The following is a 16,639-nucleotide window of genomic DNA, read 5'->3' as shown; positions in this document are numbered from 1 at the left end:
TCACCTGCCGCGTGCATCATCCGCCAAACGCCGTATGGAGGCAATGTCACCGGTGCCGCCATCGGCCACGCGACGCGGAAGGGGCGGCAAAACCAGCGGGAAACCGCGCCTGGAGCAATTCCAGCAAAAGTGCGAAGCGGTTTTGCGGCTGGAATTGCGTAAACAAACAGAGCGTTTTCGCGATTCGAAGAAAGGCGGAAATGCTCCAGGGAGCAAGCATGACGCAGCTAGCGCCGGCAACCAAGAAGACGGATTCGATGTCGGCGACCTGGAGCATAACGGCGCTCCCCGATGCCGTGGCCGCCGTCGCCGCGGTTTATGGCCTCTCCGGCGCAGTGAAACGGCTTTCCAGCGAACGGGACGAGACGTTCCTCTTCACAAGGTCGGACGGCACCGATTTCGTCCTGAAGATCGCCAACCCGGCGGAGGACCCCGCGGCGCTGGAATTCCAGGACGGCGCGCTGCTGCACCTTGCAGCCGCCGCCCCGGCCGTGCCCGTGCCGCGGCTCGTTCCGACGAAGGCGGGCGGGCCGAGCCATGCGCTTGCCACCGCCGACGGCCCGCGCATCATGCGCCTCCTCACCTTCCTCGACGGCGAATTGCAGTACCGCACGCCCGTCTCCGAGGCGCAGAGCCACAATGTCGGCCGCGCGCTCGCCGAACTCGGCCTGGGCCTTGCGAACTACGACGGCCGCCCGCCGGCCGGAAAGCTGATGTGGGACATTTCCCACACGCTCGACCTTTGCGCGGTCGTCGACCATGTCACGCCCGAGCGGCGGGCGCAGGTGGAAACCGTGCTCGCCGAATTCGAGCGCGCCCTTCCCGCCATCACCGGCCTCACGCGGCGGCAGATCATCCACAACGACTTCAACCCGCACAACATCCTGCTCGATCCGGCGGAGCCGACGCGGGTGGTCGGCATCATCGATTTCGGCGACATGGTGCATGCGCCGCTGATCAACGACCTCGCCGTCGCCCTCTCCTATCATCTCGCGACGGACAACTGGGTAGCGCGCACCGGCGCCTTCCTCGCCGGCTTCCTGTCGGCGCGCGCGCTGGAGCCCGGCGAAATCGAGCTGCTGCCGCTCCTGACGCGCTGCCGGCTGGCCATGTCGGTCATCATCGCCGAATGGCGCTCCGCCCGCTTCCCGGAAAACCGGGACTACATCATGCGCAACCACGCCACCGCCTGGCGCGGCCTGCAGAACATAAGCGATCTCACCCCTGCCGGGCTGAAGAGGCTCGTGCCCAACCTTTCCGAGGCCTGATCATGTCGATGGTGAATGCATTTTCGCGCGAGGATTTCGAACGGCTCAGCGAGGCCGAACGGGCGCTGATCGCCCGCCGGGAAAAAGTGCTCGGCCCCGCCTATCGTCTGTTCTACGAAAAGCCGCTGCACCTCGTGCGCGGCGAAGGCGTGTTCCTCTATGACGCTGCGGGCGAAAGATACCTCGACGCCTACAACAATGTCGCCTCGGTCGGCCATTGCCATCCGCGCGTCGTGGAGGCGATCACCCGCCAGACCGCCGTGCTCAACACCCATACGCGCTACCTGCACGAAGGCATCGTCGACTATGCCGAGGCGCTGACCGCCACCTTCCCCGGCGACCTCAGCCAGGCCATGTTCACCTGCACCGGCAGCGAGGCCAACGACCTTGCCGTGCGCATCGCCCGCTTCGTCACCGGCGGCACCGGCATCATCGCGACGGAGCTTGCCTATCACGGCCTGACGAGCGCGGTCGCCGAATTCTCCCCCTCGCTCGGCGAGGCCGTGACGCTCGGGGCCCATGTGCGCACCGTGCCGGCGCCGGACAGCTACCGCCATTCGCCGGAAGAGATGATGGAGAAATTCGGCCGCGACGTCAGCGCCGCCATCGCCGACCTGAAGCGCCACGGCATCAAGCCGGCCATGCTGATCACCGACACGATCTTTTCCAGCGACGGCATCTTCGCCGGTCCGAAAGGCTTCCTGAAGCCGGCGGTGGATGCGATCCATGCCGCGGGCGGCCTCTTCGTCGCCGACGAGGTGCAGCCCGGCTTCGGCCGGACCGGCGAGGCCATGTGGGGCTTCGAGCGCCACGGCGTCTCCCCCGACATGGTGACGATCGGCAAGCCGATGGGCAACGGCTACCCGATGGCCGGCATCGTGCTACGCCCGGATGTGGTCGCCGAGTTCGGCCCCCGCGCCCGCTACTTCAACACCTTCGGCGGCAATCCGGTCGCCGCCGCCGCCGGCAAGGCCGTGCTCGACACGATCCGGACGGAAGGCCTGCAGCAGAACGCCCTGGAGGTCGGCCAGTACCTGATGGACGGCCTGAAAGGCCTTGCCCGCCTCCACCCGGCCCTCGGCGACATCCGCGGCTCCGGCCTCTTCATCGGCGTCGAGATCGTCGCCGACCCCGCGACGAAACAGCCCGACGCCACCCTGACGACCCGCATCGTCAACGGCCTGCGCGCCCGCCGCGTCCTGATCAGCGCCTCCGGCCCCAACGCCAACATCCTGAAAATCCGCCCGCCCCTCGTCTTCTCCCGCGAGAACGCCGACATGCTGGTGGACGCGCTTGCCGACGTGCTGAAGCCGGCCTGACGGCCGACACGCCGGAGCGCGCATCCGCCCGCTCCGGCGCCTTCATCGGCGCACATTTCCGGCTCCGTCGTTTTCGGACCGCTCCAATACAGAGACGGCAGGAACCTCTACGCCAAATCCCGCTTCCTCGAGACGTTTCAATCCCCGCCCCCACAATGAGGCGATCCGTCGCTCGACGAGGCCTATCTCGACGTCACCCAGTTTCAATCCACACCTCCGCAAGGAGGTGCCCCCGGCGGCGTTCGCTATCGCGTGGCCTTCGTCGTTTCAATCCACACCTCCGCACGGAGGTGACCAGTAGGCGGTGCCCTGGGAAGCGTCCTTCACGGTGTTTCAATCCACACCTCCGCACGGAGGTGACCTCTCTTCGATCTCATCCAGCTTGTAGGCCTGCATGGTTTCAATCCACACCTCCGCACGGAGGTGACCGGGCCTTTTGTAAACCACGGATTTGTCTGAGCTGGAAGTCCTGGATGTGCGGGAAGGCTGATACCGGGGCGGGATTGTCCGGGCGTGCGTGGAGCATGGAGCGGAAGAGCGTGAAATTTCAACGCCAAAGGGGTCGTGCGAACGTGGCGGGCTTTCGTGGCATGCTTGGGGTTCGCACCCGTAGACCGGGCCGCCTGCTGGAGAGCAGCGGGCGGTTGAGGTCGATGGCGGGCCTGGCGCCGGTAAGGCGTAGCGTGGGTTGTCCACCGCCGGGGCGATGATGCCCAGCCGCGCCTTCGGGCCAGCCCGTTGCCAGACCCCGGCTTGAAGAGCATCATCGAAGTTGCAAGGGCCGCATGCGCGCGGCCCCGCGTCTTCACCCGCGGACGGGTCGCCGCGCGGTTCAGACGAGCGCGGTGACCTGGATTTCGACCAGCAATTCCGGCGCGGCGAGGCGGGCCTCGACCGTTGCGCGGACCGGCAGGTTGTCCGGGTCGACCCACTGGTCCCAGACGTCGTTCATCTGGGCGAAATGGGCGATGTCGCGCAGCCAGATGTTGGCGCTGATCAGCTTGGCCTTGGAAGTACCGGCCTCGGCCAGAAGGCCGTCGATCGTGGCCAGGATGTCGCGGGTCTGGGCGGTCGTGTCGGCACCGCTGCCAGTGACGCCGGCCGTGGTGACGACGCCGTTGACGACGACGGCTTGGCAGAAGCGCTTGCCGGGCTTGATACGCTGGATCATGAAAAATCTCCCATGGTGTTGATCACAGATTGGTTTTGCCGAAAGCCGAGAGGATGAAACCGGCGCGTTCCGCGCCGATCGGCGATGGCAGCGCGGCATCAATGCCCGAAACGCCGGGCGAGCGCAACTTGCCGCCGAGCGCCGCCATTTCCACTGCCGGCCAGGGCTGGCGCGCCGTGCTGCCACCGATGCCGCCGGACATGTCGGTGGCCGCCGGCGCATGAATACCGGTGAAGGCTGCGCGTACCGGCTGAGCGCGACGTTTTCCCGCGGCCTCGGCGCCTCGGCCCGTCTCGGCAGGCTCCCGCCGATGGGCAGACGCCGCTGGTTACGTCCAGGCGTAACGCACGATGTGAAAGAAGACGGGGGCGGCGAAGACGAGGCTGTCGGCGCGGTCGAGCATGCCGCCATGGCCCTCGATCATGTGGCCCCAGTCCTTCACCCCGCGGTCGCGCTTGATGGCGGAGGCGACGAGGCCGCCGAAGAAGCCCATGATGCAGGCGAGCGCCGCGAGCCCGCCGGCTTCGAGCGGCGAGAACGGCGTCAGCCAGTAGAGCCCGGCACCGAGCAGCGAGGCGCTGGCAATGCCGCCGACCAGCCCTTCCCAGGTCTTCGACGGCGAGATGCTCGGCGCGACCTTGTGCCTGCCGAAGAGCTTTCCGAAAATGTACTGCAGCACGTCGCTGCCCTGCACGGTGGCGATGAGGAAGGCGATGAGCAGCAGGCCCCGCCCCTCGTTGCCGGGAATGGGCAGCGTGACCAGCGCCGGCACATGGCTGATGCAATAGACCGACAGCATGATGCCCCATTGCTGCTCGCTGACCCGTTCGAGGAAGCGGGACGTGTCGCCGCGCATGGCCGTCAGCGCCGGCATGGCGAGGAAGCAGTAGACGGGGATGAAGATCGAATAGAGCCCGTACCAGTCGATCCAGATCAGGTAGTACTGCGCCGGCACGATGATCAGGAACATGCCGAGCAGCGTCCAGCGGTCGGCATGGCGCGTGTTGGTGAGGGTGACGTATTCGCGCAGCGCCGCGAAGGAGACGAAGGCGAAAAGCAGGATCACGCCGCCCGTGCCGAACAGGAAGGCGACACTGATGCCCGCCACCATGATCCACCAGGCCTTGATGCGGGCATTGAGGTTTTCGAGCGTCGCCGGCAGCGGTTTCTCGCTGCGCCAGGAAAGCACGCCGGCAAAGAGGCTCGCGATGACGAGCACCGAGACGAGGCCGAGGAAAAGACGCGTGTCGTCGCTCATCAGCGGGTTCCATCCTTTCGGGGCGCAAGGGCAAGAAGCGCTGCGCGGGCGCGCTCGAGGAAGGCCTTCCGCTCCTCCCCCGCCTGAAGCACCAGCGGGGCGCCGAAGACGACGCGGCAGAGCAGCGGGACCGGCAGGAGCGCACCCTTCGGCAGGACGCGCGACATGTTCTCGATCCAGCAGGGCACCAGTTCGACATCCGGGCGAAGCGCCGCGAGATTGTAGAGGCCGGAGCGGAAGCGCAAAAGCGGTTCCTCCGTCATGTTGCGCGTGCCCTCGGGAAAGAAGATCAGGGACTGGCCCGCATCGAGCGCGGCAAGCATCACCTGCATCGGATCGGCGGTGCGCTCCACCCAGTTGCGCTCGACAAGCACCGTGCGCAGCATCCTGCCGGAAATGAAGCGGCGGATCGGGCCGGCATTCCAGTAGTCCGCCCCGGCGACGGCGGCCGTGCGGCGGCGTTCGGCAAAGGGCAGGCAGGTGGAGACCAGGATGAAATCGCCATGGCTCGCATGGTTGGCGAAATAGATGCGTTGCCGGCCGTAGGGCGCCGAGCCGGCCCAGATCGGCCGCACGCCGGTGACAGCGCGCGAAAGGCCGGCGAGCACCGCGCCGGATACCGTCTGCAACAGGGATGCGCCGTTCGCGCTCATGCCCCGCCTCCCTCCATCCCGTCGAGGAGCAGGATGAGGTAGAGCGCGGCGGCGACCGCCAATGCGATCCGCTGCAGCCAGAGGAGCCGCCGGCATCCCCGGAGGCGCTCCGGCAGCGTTGCCGACACGCTTTCCCGGGCGCGGAGCCCCATGCGCGCCAGAACGTCGTCGATGGCCGCAAGCCCCGCCACTTCCCCGTCGTGGGAGGCGGCGAGCCGGAACAGCGCGGCATCGAACAGGAGATGCACCGAAAACGCCAGCGGCACGAGGCAGGAGGCGAGCAGCAGCCCCCAGGCGAGCGGCCCGGTGAAACCATGGGCGCCGGCCGTCGGCGGCGCCGCGGCGAGGATCAGCAGCGCCGCCGCCCCGCCGGCAAGGCCGTTGCGCCGGAGGCGCCGGATGGAATCTGCGACGATCGCCCGCCAGTCCGTCATCGCGCCGCCTCCTCGATCGCGGCATAGGTTTCCAACGCAAGATGCACCGGCCGCCCCTTCGCCTTGATCTGGGCGACGGCCGCGGCGGCGCTGGTGGCAAGCCCCGTCCGCATCAGGACGCAGGCGGCGACGAGCGCGCTGCGCTGGAAGCCGAGCGCGCAGCAGACGAGGACCGGCCCATGCCGCCCCGCTTCCTCGGCGGCGAGCGCCGCCTCGCGGATGCGAGCGGCGGAGAGGGACAGCAGATCGAGCGCCGGGAAGGCGCGCCAGGAAAGGCCGGGAACGGCAAGGCCCGGCAGCTCCGCCGTCATGTCGATCACGGCGGCATAGGTTGAAAGGGCGCGCCGCGTCGGCACCCGGCCGAGGAAGACGCCGTCGGCGATCTCGACGGCGTCCGGCAGGCGCCGCGTCCACCACCAGGCATTCACCCGCACCCCGAGCCTGTAGGGTATCAGCAGCCAGCGGCTTGCGAGACTGATGCGGCCATCGCCCTCCTTCTGGAACACATCCGGCCCGGCACTGGCATAGGCGAGCGCGACGATGGCGAGGGCAAGCGCCGGCCAGAGCAGCAGCAACCCCGCCCCGGAGCCGAACGTCGTCCACACCGCAAGGAACAGGAAGACCAGCGCACCGGCGCCATAATAGACGGCGAGCCGCCGCGCCTTCGGATCGACCGTCAGGCGAAACCCTGCCAGCGGCGACGGCCGGCCGGCCGGAAACAGCCAGAGGGCGAAGAGGCCGAGCAGCGCGCCGGTCGGGATATCGATGCTGTGGTGCTGCCAGGTGGTGAGGACGGAGACGCCGATCAGAAAGCTCCAGGCATGCCAGACCGCCAGCGTCTTTCCCCGCAGCCGCATGCGCCAGTGATCCCAGATGATCACCAGCAGGGCGACATGCAGCGAGGGCGCCTGGTTGAACGGCTTGTCGAAACCGCCGAGCACGTCGAACAGGAAGCCCGGCAGCCCCTGCGTCTCCGGCCGCACGAAGATCGCCTGCAGCGGAAAGGCGATGAAGCAGAGGACGGCGACAACCTGTGCCGTGAGGTAGCGCCGCGCCAGCCGGCCGACCTCCGCCGGCGTCTCGTTGACGAAGAGCGAGAGCGCATAGAAGGCGTTGATCGACCAGTAGGGCAGGATCGTCCAGGCGAGGAAGGGGATGTGCCGCTCCCAGCCGAACGCGAGATTCGGCACGTCCGCCCGCTGCGCAGCCAGCCAGTTGGAAAAGCCGTAGGTCAGGTAGAAGAACGGCGCCAGGACGGCGAGCCAGAGCGCTGCCGCGCGAAAAACCGCGCGGCGATCGACGGCAAGGACAGATGCGACGCCCTCCCCCATGGCCGCCTCAGATGCGCTCGGCCAGCGAGACGGTGAAGATGCCCCATTTGTCGATACGCTGCTCGACCTTGCGGAAGCCGGCGGCCGCCACGAGCTGGTCCATCTCCTGCTGGGTGCGCCGGCGCATGATCCAGGCCTCGCCGCCGCGATGCGAGGTCAGCGCCCGGGCGATCATCTCAAGCTGCGGATGCCAGGGCTGGCCGGTATAGAGGAGCAGCGCCCCCGGCTCCGTCGCCCGCGCGAGGCCGGCCAGCGAGGCTTCGATCAGGGCATTGTCCGGGAAGAGCTCGTAGAGGCCGGAAACGATCGCAAGCGTCGGCCGCGGGGCGATCGCGGCAAGCCCTTCCGTATCGAAGGCGTCCGCCCGGTGGAACTCCGCCACGTCCGAGAGGCCGCGATCAGTGATCAGCGCCGTGCCCTTCTCCACGTTGATCGGCGAATAGTCCTGCAGGCGGATGCTCTCCGGCTTCACCTCGGACACCGCGACCGCATCGAGCACGTAGCGCCCGTGGCCCGCGGCGATGTCGAGCACGCGCAGAGGCCGCCCCTCGGCCTTCAGGCGCGCCAGCGCCTTGCCGATCAGCGCCTCCAGATGGACCTTGCGCTGGCGGATGCCGCGCCAGCCGATCGCATCGAGGAACTGCCGGTCGATCAGTCGCCCGCCGGGGCCGAGGCCCCGGGCCTCGTCCTCATAGACATAGTCGAGCGTGGAGCCGGAATCGAAGCCGGTGCGCAAACCCGTCTCGATGCCCCTGGAGAAGAGGCCGCCGAGGCGGATCGAGGCGCGCGTCAGCGCCCAGTAGAGCCCGCGCGGGGAAAACAGCGAGAGCGGCGTCGCCAGCCGGTCGGCCTCGTCGCGGGTGTAGCCGGAAAGATGCGCACGCCGCAGGTCGGCCACAACGGGCGGTTCGGCGAAACGCTGGAGGAGGAAGGTCCGCACCTTTTCGAGCGCCTTCGCCCGGTCCCGCTCGCCGAGCGTGTCGTGGTAGAAGCCGGGCAGCACATGGCGCTCCTTGATCGTGCTGCCGAGATTTTCGAAGAAACGGTGCTGCGGCGCATGGCGCACGACGAAATCGCTGCCGGAGACGAGAAGCTGCGTCGGCACCGTGATGGCGCGCGCATCGGCGACCACCCGGTCCGCCGCCTCGTAGAGTTCCAGGAGGATGTTGGAGGCGATGGGGCGGGTGATCAGCGGATCGGCCTCGAAGGAGGCGATGCGCTGCGGATCATGCGTCAGGAAGCGGGCCTTGACGTAGGAATTGACGAAGAACGTGCCCTTGAGCTTCTGCCAGAGCGCGATGCCTTCCTTGGCGAAGGGTACGTAGAGCTTCACGTCGAAGGCCGGCGAGGCCAGCACCAGCGCACGGATATTAGGCGCATAGTCATGCACCCAGGTGGAGGCCAGCACGGCGCCGACACTCTGGGCGACGACGGCGATGTCTTCCATCGCAAAGCCGCCGCTCTCGCAGACATGGCGGACGAAGCAGTCGAGATCGCGCACCGAATGGGCGAAGGACGGCGAATGGCCGCGCTCGCCGGGCGACCGGCCATGGCCGCGTGCATCCCAGGCGTAGAAGGCGAAGTCGTCGAGCCCGAGTTCATCAACGATGTGCGCCACCCGGCCGCTGTGCTCATGGCCGCGGTGCAGCAGAACGACCGCGCCTTTCGCCGCGCCGGAACGGGCGGGCCAGGCACGGTAGAAAAGCTCCACGCCGTCATGGCTCGCAAAGGCGGATTCGATCATGCTGTCATCTCTCCTGCGGAAACCTCAGCACCTATACGGATGAGGACGCATGTTTGCAGTTGATTTCATGCCGTTTGCATCCTCTTTTGTTGCACGCAATCGAGCGGATTCGAGCTGACATGTCGATCTATAAACTGAAATCATCCTTCCAGAACCTGCTTCGTCCCCTGGTGGGACGGCTTGCGGCCATGGGTGTCACGGCCAACCAGGTGACGCTGATCGCCGCACTCGTCTCGGTGGGGATCGGCGCGCTGCTCCTCGTCAATCCGACGCCCGCCCTTTTCGCGCTCGTTCCCGTCTGGATGCTGCTGCGCATGGGGCTCAACGCCATCGACGGCATGCTCGCCCGCGAACACGGCCAGAAGAGCCCGCTCGGCGGCTATCTCAACGAGATCGCCGATGTCGTCTCCGATGCCGCGCTCTACCTGCCCTTCGCGCTGGTGGCGCCGTTTTCCCTGCCCTGGTTCACGGCCATCGTCTTCCTTTCGGCGCTGACGGAGTTCGCCGGCGTGCTCGGCGTCGCCCATGGCAACGGCCGCAGCTACGAGGGGCCGATGGGCAAGAGCGACCGGGCCCTCCTCTTCGGTGCGCTCGGCGCGCTCGTCGCCGGTTTCGGCACGTTGCCAGCCTGGACGTGGCACATCCAGCCGATGGCCTGCGTGCTGCTCGCCTGGACGTTGGTCAACCGCGTCCGGGCCGGCCTCACCGGACCTTAGCCTTCAGCGTTTCTCGCCGAAGCGGCGCGGCGTCGGCCGGCCGGTGATCTGGTCCCAGTGCTCGTCGGCCCGCCGCTCGAAGGTCCCCGCCTCGCGGGCGTCGCTCTGGTAGAAGGCGCCGCGCGGAACGTCCGGCGCGTAGACCTGCTCGCTCCAGCCCCGTCCGTCGTCATGCGGGAAGGCATAACCGACATGGCCGAGCGCCGCCGCGCCCTTGTAATGCGCATCGCGCAGATGCATCGGCACCGCCGAGGGCGCCTCTTTCGCCACATGGGCGAGCGCAAGCGAAATGCCGCGGCAGGCGGAGTTCGACTTCGGCGCCCGGGCGACGTGCAGGGCGGCATGGGCGAGGATGATCTGCGCCTCGGGGTAACCGATCTTCTCCACCGCATGCAGCGCGGCCACCGCCGTCTGCAGTGCCGTGTTGTCGGCAAGGCCGACATCCTCGGACGCGTGGATCATGATGCGGCGCGCGATGTAGCGCGGGTCCTCGCCGCCATGGATCAGCCGGGCAAGCCAGTAGAGCGTCGCATCGGGATCGGAGCCGCGCATCGATTTCACGAAGGCCGAGACCACGTCGTAATGCGCATCGCCCGACCGGTCGTGGTTGACGGGCGCGGCGGCATAGGCCTCATCGACCATCGCCTCGGTGATGACGACGGGTTTTCCCGGCGCGTGCCCGACGGCAAGACTTTCAAGAACCGTCAGCGCGCGACGCGCATCGCCGCCGGAGCGGCCGGCGATGCGGCGCAGTTGGTCGGGTTCCAGCTCCACCGCGATGCCCCGCGCCGCAAGGTGGCGAAGCCCCCGCCGCACCACTTCCTCCATCTCCTCCAGCATCAGCGGCTCCAGCTTCAATATGGTGGAGCGGGAGATCAGCGCGGGCGTCAGCGTATGGTAGGGATTGCCGGTCGTCGCGCCGATGAAGTCGGCGACGCCCTCCTCGCAGAGCGCAAGGAGATGGTCCTGCTGCGTCGCGCTGAAGCGATGCACCTCGTCCGCGAAGAGCAGGGTCGGCCGCATGCGCGCCTCGTCGGCGATCTTGCGGATGTCGGCCACGTTGTTGTGCGCGGCGTGCAGCGGACGGAAGTTCTTGCCGAGCATGTTGCCGATGGCGCGCGCGATCGACGTCTTGCCGAGGCCGGGCGGGCCGTAGAGCACGATGCTGCCGAGCCTTCCGGCCGCGATGCGCCGGCGCAGCATGGTGCCCTCGCCGATGATCTTCTCCTGGCCGATCACGTCGTCCAGGCTCGCCGGCCGCAGCTCCGCAGCAAGCGGCATGGCGCCGGTGCGCGGTGCGGCGTCGAAAAGATCGGTCATGGCGTCCTCCGGTCTTAAACGGTCCTGTCAATCCGGCGGCCTGACGCAAAAGCCCGCCTGCCCGGCCGGATGACGTTCGTCTATCGGCCGGAGCAGGCGGGGTCAAAGGCAATCGTACGCGGTCGCGGTCAGTGCAGGCCGAAGAGGGTCAGCAGTTCCTCGCGATGGCGCACGAATTCCGGCGCGCTGCGGTCACGCGGGCGCGGCAGGTCGATCTCGATCAGCCGCGGCGCGGCATTCTTCTCGCGCGGCAGGATGAGGATGCGGTCGGCAAGGTAGATCGCCTCCTCCAGGTCGTGCGTCACGAGGATGGTCGTCACGTCTTCGTCGCGCCAGATGCGCGTCAGCTCCTGCTGCATGCCGATCTTCGTCATGGCATCGAGCGCGCCGAGCGGTTCGTCGAGCAGCAGGATCTCCGGCTGGACGGCAAGCGCCCGGGCAATGCCGACGCGCTGCGCCATGCCGCCGGAAAGCTGGCGCGGATAGGCGTTCTCGAAGGATTGCAGGCCGACGAGCTGGACATAGCGCCGCGCGCGGGCTTTCGCCTCCTCGCGGGAAACACCGCGCGTATCGAGGCCGAAGGCGACGTTTTCGAGCACCGTCAGCCAGGGCAGCAGGCGCGGCTCCTGGAAGATGACCGCCCGTTCCGCGCCGACGCCCGAGACGGCCTTGCCGTCGATCAGCACCTCGCCGCCGTCGGCATCCTCCAGCCCGGCGAGGATGCGCAGCAGCGTCGTCTTGCCGGAGCCGCTGGCCCCGACGATGGCGAGGCTCTCGCCCGAGCGGATCTTCAGGTTGATGTTGTCGAGAACCGGCAGCGGCCGGCCATCGAGGGTGTAGGATTTCGAGAGGTGACGGATCGTCACCTCTCCACGGATCGCTGCGGGGGCAAGGCTCATGGCGGGCCTCAGTTCGTCGCCGCGTCGGGCGAATAGAGCACGTCCTTGGCCGCGAGCTGGCCTTCCTTCAGCTTGCCCTCGCGCACCAGCACGTCGATCCAGAACTGTACGTCCCGCTCGACCGGAAGGCCGCCGGCACGAACGCCGTAACCGCGGAAATACTGTGCGATGTCAGGGTTCTCGCCGCGTTCCTGCAAGGCCTTTGCGAGGATCTTGCGGGTTTCCTCGGGATGTTCGCGGGCATAGTCGAGCGCACGGGCGGACTGTTCCACGAAGGTCTTCGCCGCCTCGGGATGCGCCTTGACGAAATCGCGGCGCAGCACCACGAAGCCGCCGGCGATCTCGCCGAGCACGTCCGTGTCGCCGAAGATCGCGCGCAGGCCGCCGTTCTTGCTGGCCGCGCCCTCGAAGGTCGTCTGCCAGTAGCCGAAGGCCGAGATGTCGACCTGGCCGGAGCGCAGCACCTGCTCGAGCTGCGGGCCGGGCACGACGACCTGGTTGGCCGCATCCGTCGGCAGGCCGGCCGAATGCAGCGCCTCGCGGATCGTGTAGTCGAGATGGGCGCCGAGCGTGTTGACGGCGATGCTCTTGCCGGCAATGTCCTTGATCTCCCTGATCGGGCTGTCCTCCAGCACGTAGAAGATCGACTGGACCTCGGCATTGATGCCATTCGAGGGATAGGCGGCGACGAAGTCGTTGCCGCTGATGATCGAGTTCAGCACGGCGGAGGTGGCCGCGCTGCCGAGCTCCACGTCGCCGGAGGCGAGCGCGATCAGCGAGGCCGGGCCGCCGGCGGCATAGCCGACATTCTCGATGGTGATGCCGGTTCCCTCGAAATAGCCGAGTTCGGCGGCAAGCTCATGGGCGGTCAGGCCGCCCTGGCTGGCGAGGTAACGCAGGTTGACGTCTTCCGCGGAAGCCGTGCCGGCAAGGCCGAGCGCGAAGGCGGCGGAGAGGAGAAGCTTCTTCGAATGGAAGGTCATGACGGTGTCCTTTGACAAAGAGGATGAGGAGTTCAGGCGTTCGGCTGCGACCAGCGGCAAAGCTTCTTCTGGAGGAGGACCAGCACCGCATTGGCGATGAGGCCGAGCAGGGCGAGAAGCAGGATGGCGGCGAACATCAGCGGGATCTGGAAATTGTACTGGGCGTTCATCACCTGAAAGCCGATGCCCTTGTTGGCGCCGATCATCTCGGCGGCGATGAGCAGTAGCAGCGCCGTGGTGGCCGAGAGGCGCAGGCCCACGAAGATCGCGGGAACCGAGGCCGGCAGGATGACGCGGCGGAAGATCGTCAGGCGCCCTGCGCCATAGGTCCGCGCCATCTCGACAAGCTTGCCGTCGACCTCCTTCACGCCGCCGATCGTGGCGAGCAGGATCGGGAAGAGCGTCGCCCAGAAGATGACGAAGACCTTCGAGGTTTCGCCGAGCCCGAGCAGCAGGATGAAGACGGGATAGAGCGCGAGCGCCGAGGTCTGGCGGAAGAACTGCAGCAGCGGATCGAGCGCCTGCTCGACGATCTTCGCCTGTCCCATGACGAGGCCGAGCGGGATGCCGATCGCAACGGCGGCGGCAAAAGCGATGCCGGAGCGCTGGAGACTGATGGCGATGTCGTCGATGAGCGCGCCGCTGGCAAGGCTGTCCCAGAGGGCCGCGACGATGATGTGGAGCGGCGGGAAGACGGCGGGATTGACCCAGCCCTGCGTGCTCGAAATCTGCCAGAGCGCCAGGAAGGCCAGCACCAGGCCGTAGCGGGCGAGGAACGACGGCAAAAGCGCATTCAGCCGCGCCGTTACCCTGGGTGTCGCCGGTGGGCGGCTGGCCAGGCGAAAATCCGCGCCGAGGGTGGAGTTGACGTTCTCATAGGACATGGTCGTCTCCTATTCGGCGGCCTGGACGGCGGCGCGCGCGCCGGCCCAGCGGTTGACGGGGAAAGGCAGGCCGAGGTTTTCGCGCAGCGTCGTGCCTTCGTATTCGGTGCGGAACAGGCCGCGGCGCTGGAGCTCGGGGATGACCAGGTCGACAAAATCGTCGAGCGCGGTGGGCAGCCACGGCGGCAGGATGTTGAAGCCGTCGGCGGCTTCGTTCTCGAACCATTCCTGCAGGGTGTCGACGATCGTCTCGGGCGTGCCGACGATGGTGTAGTGGCCGCGGGCGGAGGCGATCCACTGGTAGAGCTGGCGGATCGTGAAATTGTTCTCGTCGGCGATCTGGCGGATCAGCGCCTGGCGGCTCTTCATGCCCTCGGTCGGCGGGGCGGGCGGCAGCGGGCCGTCGAGGTCGTAGCCCCTGAGGTCCAGCGTGCCTCCGGTGAGCCCGTTGAGGAGACCGACGCCGTCCTCTTCGACGATCAGCGCGGTCAGGCGATCGTATTTCTCCCGCGCCTCCTCCAGCGTGCGGCCAACGAAGGGCGAGACGCCGGGCATGACGAGGATATGGTCCGGATTGCGGCCGAGGCCGCGGGCGCGCGCCTTGATGTCGCGGTAGAATTCCTGTGCCGTCCCGATGTGCTGGTGGGCGGTGAAGATCACTTCCGCGGTGGCGGCGGCAAGCCCGCGGCCGTCATCCGACTGGCCGGCCTGCACGATGACGGGATGGCCCTGCGGCGAACGGGAGACGTTGAGCGGTCCGCGCACCTGGAAATGCTCGCCGCGGTGGTCGCTCTCATGCAGCTTTTCCGGATCGTAGAAGACGCCGCGCTCCTTGTCGCGCAGGAAGGCGTCGTCCTCGAAACTGTCCCAGAGCTTCTTGACCACCTCGACATGCTCGGCGGCACGGCGGTAGCGCGCGGCGTGGGGCAGCTGGGTCTCGCGGTTGAAGTTCTGCGCGGTCGGATCGCCCGTCGTGGTGACGACGTTCCAGCCGGCGCGGCCGCCGGAAATAAGGTCGAGCGAGGCGAACTTGCGCGCCGTGTTGTAGGGTTCCTCGTAGGTCGTCGAGGCGGTGGCGATGAAGCCGAGGTTCTTCGTGAAGGGCGCGAGCGCCGAAAACAGCGTCACCGGCTCGAAGCCGGCAACGCGGGCATTGCCCCCTTCCCGCGCACCACCGAAACCGATGGCGAGGTTATCCGCCAGGAAGTAGGCGTCGAACAGGCCGCGCTCGGCGGTCTGGGCAAGCTGCTTGTGGAATTCGAAGCTGGTGGCGCCGTCCGCCGGCTGGTCCGGGTGGCGCCAGGAAGCGACGTGCTGGCCACCGCCGGGAAGGAAGGCGCCAAGCCTGATCTTGCGTGTCATCGTGTTTCCTTTCGTATCGTCTGGAAAGGGCCGCGTCGGCCACGGGGTCTCGATCCCGCCCGCGGCGGGGTATGGCAGTGCATGGATGGGGATGTCGGTGCGGCGGCGCCGCTCAGCGGGTTTCAGGACAGGGCATGGTAGCGGCCGTCCTGGTAGAGCAGCGAATGGCCGGCGCCGAGGCGGATCGCCAGAACCTTGCCGATGACGATGACGTGGCTGTGCCGTTCGATGGCTTCCTCGACGACGCAGTCGATCGCGGCCACGGCATCGACCAGCAGCGGCGCGCCGCTGACGGCGGTGGTCCAGTCCGCCCCGCGATAGCGATCGGCGCCGCGCAGGCCGCCGCGGCCGGCGAACTGGTTGGCAAGGACCTCGTGAGTGCTGCCGACGATGTTGATGCCGAGATGGCCGTAGCGCTCGACGAGGGGCCAGGTGGAGGAGGAGCGGTTGAGGGAGACCAGCATGCGTGCCGGCTCGACGGAAAGTGCCGTCGCCGAGGTGACGGTCGCGCCGGTGCGGGCCTCGCCCTCGCCGGCCGTGATGATGCTGACACCGCCGCCGAGCGTGCGCAGCGCCGCCTTCAACGCGTCGGCGTCGGCCGGCTGCTCGATCGCCGTGGTGCCGCGAATGTTGAAACGTGTGTTTTCGACATGGGCGTTCATCGTTCCCGCTCCGCTTGAGACCCCTGATGGTGATAGGGATAACAAGCGGAAGCCTGGGGCAGCAGGCACGCCATTTCTTATTTCACTATTTTTATAGAAAATATGAATTCGACTACCCGACGCCTGCGGGAGCGTTTGCCGCCGGGGAAAAGATGGGCCGAACGCGCCAGGACCCAGGGTTCGGCACGACCTCAGGCGCGCCCGCGCCGCGCCGCCATCGCCGTCACCTCGACACGCATGCCGGGATCGGCGAGCGCGGCGACGCCCACGGCGCAGCGCACCGGATAGGGCTTCTTGAAATAGGCGCAGTAGACCTCGTTGAAGGCCGGGCGCTCGGTGATGTCGGTGAGGTAGATCGTCAAATGGATCACGTCGGCAAGGCTGCTGCCGGCCTTTTCCAGCGAGGCCTTCAGGCTTTCCAGCGTCGCCACGCTCTGCGTCGTGATATCGCCGGTCTCCAGCGATCCGTCGGCGCGCAGCTGGATATGCGTGGTGACGAGGAGGTTGCCGAGGCCGGCGGTGTCGGACGAGATCTCCGTCTCGTCGGTATCCTCGATGAAGAAGGGGGCGTCGTTTTCAGCCATGGCCGATTCTCCTTGAATGCGTTTGCCGGTCAGCACGAGCGGCTTTGCCGC

The 16,639-nt window shown here is 67.5% G+C and carries 17 protein-coding genes; 3 read left to right on the top strand and 14 right to left on the bottom strand.

What is annotated here, in order from left to right:
* The first annotated feature begins 218 nt into the window (after positions 1–218).
* The gene (locus WMC41_RS24615) at positions 219–1,268 is read left to right on the top strand and encodes a phosphotransferase (protein WP_432348541.1); all 1,050 of its coding nucleotides are present in this window, start codon (positions 219–221) and stop codon (positions 1,266–1,268) included.
* Positions 1,269–1,270: 2 nt separating this feature from the next.
* A complete protein-coding gene (locus WMC41_RS24610) occupies positions 1,271–2,587 on the top strand; it encodes an aspartate aminotransferase family protein (RefSeq protein WP_432348539.1) in 1,317 nt (438 codons plus the stop codon).
* An 832-nt stretch (positions 2,588–3,419) separates the two neighbouring features.
* Here the strand turns inward: WMC41_RS24610 and WMC41_RS24605 are convergent.
* The 7 genes from WMC41_RS24605 to WMC41_RS24575 all read right to left on the bottom strand — a co-directional run bounded on the left by WMC41_RS24605 (position 3,420) and on the right by WMC41_RS24575 (position 9,178).
* Complete coding sequence (locus WMC41_RS24605) at positions 3,420–3,758, bottom strand: RidA family protein (RefSeq protein ID WP_272807922.1); 339 nt, start codon at positions 3,756–3,758, stop codon at positions 3,420–3,422.
* A 22-nt stretch (positions 3,759–3,780) separates the two neighbouring features.
* Positions 3,781–3,960: a hypothetical protein gene (locus WMC41_RS24600; RefSeq protein ID WP_432348538.1), complete on the bottom strand. Its 180-nt coding sequence runs from the start codon at positions 3,958–3,960 to the stop codon at positions 3,781–3,783.
* Positions 3,961–4,086: 126 nt separating this feature from the next.
* Complete coding sequence (locus WMC41_RS24595; protein WP_432348536.1) at positions 4,087–5,016, bottom strand: phosphatidate cytidylyltransferase; 930 nt, start codon at positions 5,014–5,016, stop codon at positions 4,087–4,089.
* Entirely contained in the window at positions 5,016–5,669 is a 654-nt protein-coding gene (locus tag WMC41_RS24590; protein ID WP_244766579.1) for a lysophospholipid acyltransferase family protein, read from the bottom strand. Before WMC41_RS24590 ends, WMC41_RS24595 begins: the two co-directional genes overlap by 1 nt.
* Positions 5,666–6,103: a hypothetical protein gene (locus tag WMC41_RS24585; RefSeq protein ID WP_432348534.1), complete on the bottom strand. Its 438-nt coding sequence runs from the start codon at positions 6,101–6,103 to the stop codon at positions 5,666–5,668. The genes WMC41_RS24590 and WMC41_RS24585 overlap by 4 nt, the downstream gene beginning before the upstream one ends.
* Positions 6,100–7,434 carry a phosphatase PAP2/dual specificity phosphatase family protein gene (locus tag WMC41_RS24580; protein ID WP_432348532.1) on the bottom strand — a complete coding sequence of 445 codons (1,335 nt, stop codon included), beginning with the start codon at positions 7,432–7,434 and terminating at the stop codon, positions 6,100–6,102. Before WMC41_RS24580 ends, WMC41_RS24585 begins: the two co-directional genes overlap by 4 nt.
* A gap of 7 nt (positions 7,435–7,441) precedes the next feature.
* Positions 7,442–9,178 carry a bifunctional alpha/beta hydrolase/class I SAM-dependent methyltransferase gene (locus WMC41_RS24575; RefSeq protein ID WP_432348530.1) on the bottom strand — a complete coding sequence of 579 codons (1,737 nt, stop codon included), beginning with the start codon at positions 9,176–9,178 and terminating at the stop codon, positions 7,442–7,444.
* 119 nt (positions 9,179–9,297) lie between these two features.
* Here WMC41_RS24575 and WMC41_RS24570 point away from each other — a divergent pair, with 119 nt between their 5' ends.
* On the top strand, positions 9,298–9,894 hold the full coding sequence (locus tag WMC41_RS24570; RefSeq protein WP_432348528.1) for a CDP-alcohol phosphatidyltransferase family protein: 597 nt from the start codon (positions 9,298–9,300) through the stop codon (positions 9,892–9,894).
* Positions 9,895–9,897: 3 nt separating this feature from the next.
* Here the strand turns inward: WMC41_RS24570 and WMC41_RS24565 are convergent, their stop codons facing one another.
* From WMC41_RS24565 to WMC41_RS24535, 7 genes are all read right to left on the bottom strand, one after another.
* Positions 9,898–11,214: a replication-associated recombination protein A gene (locus WMC41_RS24565; protein WP_432348527.1), complete on the bottom strand. Its 1,317-nt coding sequence runs from the start codon at positions 11,212–11,214 to the stop codon at positions 9,898–9,900.
* A 128-nt stretch (positions 11,215–11,342) separates the two neighbouring features.
* Complete coding sequence (locus tag WMC41_RS24560) at positions 11,343–12,113, bottom strand: ABC transporter ATP-binding protein (RefSeq protein ID WP_244766573.1); 771 nt, start codon at positions 12,111–12,113, stop codon at positions 11,343–11,345.
* 8 nt (positions 12,114–12,121) lie between these two features.
* A complete protein-coding gene (locus tag WMC41_RS24555) occupies positions 12,122–13,096 on the bottom strand; it encodes an ABC transporter substrate-binding protein (protein ID WP_432348525.1) in 975 nt (324 codons plus the stop codon).
* Positions 13,097–13,128: 32 nt separating this feature from the next.
* Positions 13,129–13,980 carry an ABC transporter permease gene (locus WMC41_RS24550; RefSeq protein ID WP_272807913.1) on the bottom strand — a complete coding sequence of 284 codons (852 nt, stop codon included), beginning with the start codon at positions 13,978–13,980 and terminating at the stop codon, positions 13,129–13,131.
* Positions 13,981–13,989: 9 nt separating this feature from the next.
* Positions 13,990–15,342 carry an LLM class flavin-dependent oxidoreductase gene (locus WMC41_RS24545; RefSeq protein WP_244766570.1) on the bottom strand — a complete coding sequence of 451 codons (1,353 nt, stop codon included), beginning with the start codon at positions 15,340–15,342 and terminating at the stop codon, positions 13,990–13,992.
* Between the two features lie 122 nt (positions 15,343–15,464).
* Positions 15,465–16,004 (bottom strand): flavin reductase family protein, encoded by a 540-nt coding sequence (locus WMC41_RS24540; protein ID WP_432348522.1) that lies wholly within the window; start codon positions 16,002–16,004, stop codon positions 15,465–15,467.
* 191 nt (positions 16,005–16,195) lie between these two features.
* Entirely contained in the window at positions 16,196–16,588 is a 393-nt protein-coding gene (locus tag WMC41_RS24535) for a RidA family protein (protein ID WP_432348521.1), read from the bottom strand.
* Positions 16,589–16,639 lie beyond the last annotated feature (51 nt).

It is taken from the genome of Shinella yambaruensis, assembly GCF_050859155.1.
Classification (GTDB): Bacteria; Pseudomonadota; Alphaproteobacteria; order Rhizobiales; family Rhizobiaceae; genus Shinella; species Shinella yambaruensis.
Note: the sequence above shows the minus strand (reverse complement) of the source record. Positions and strands in the feature narration are given on the sequence as shown.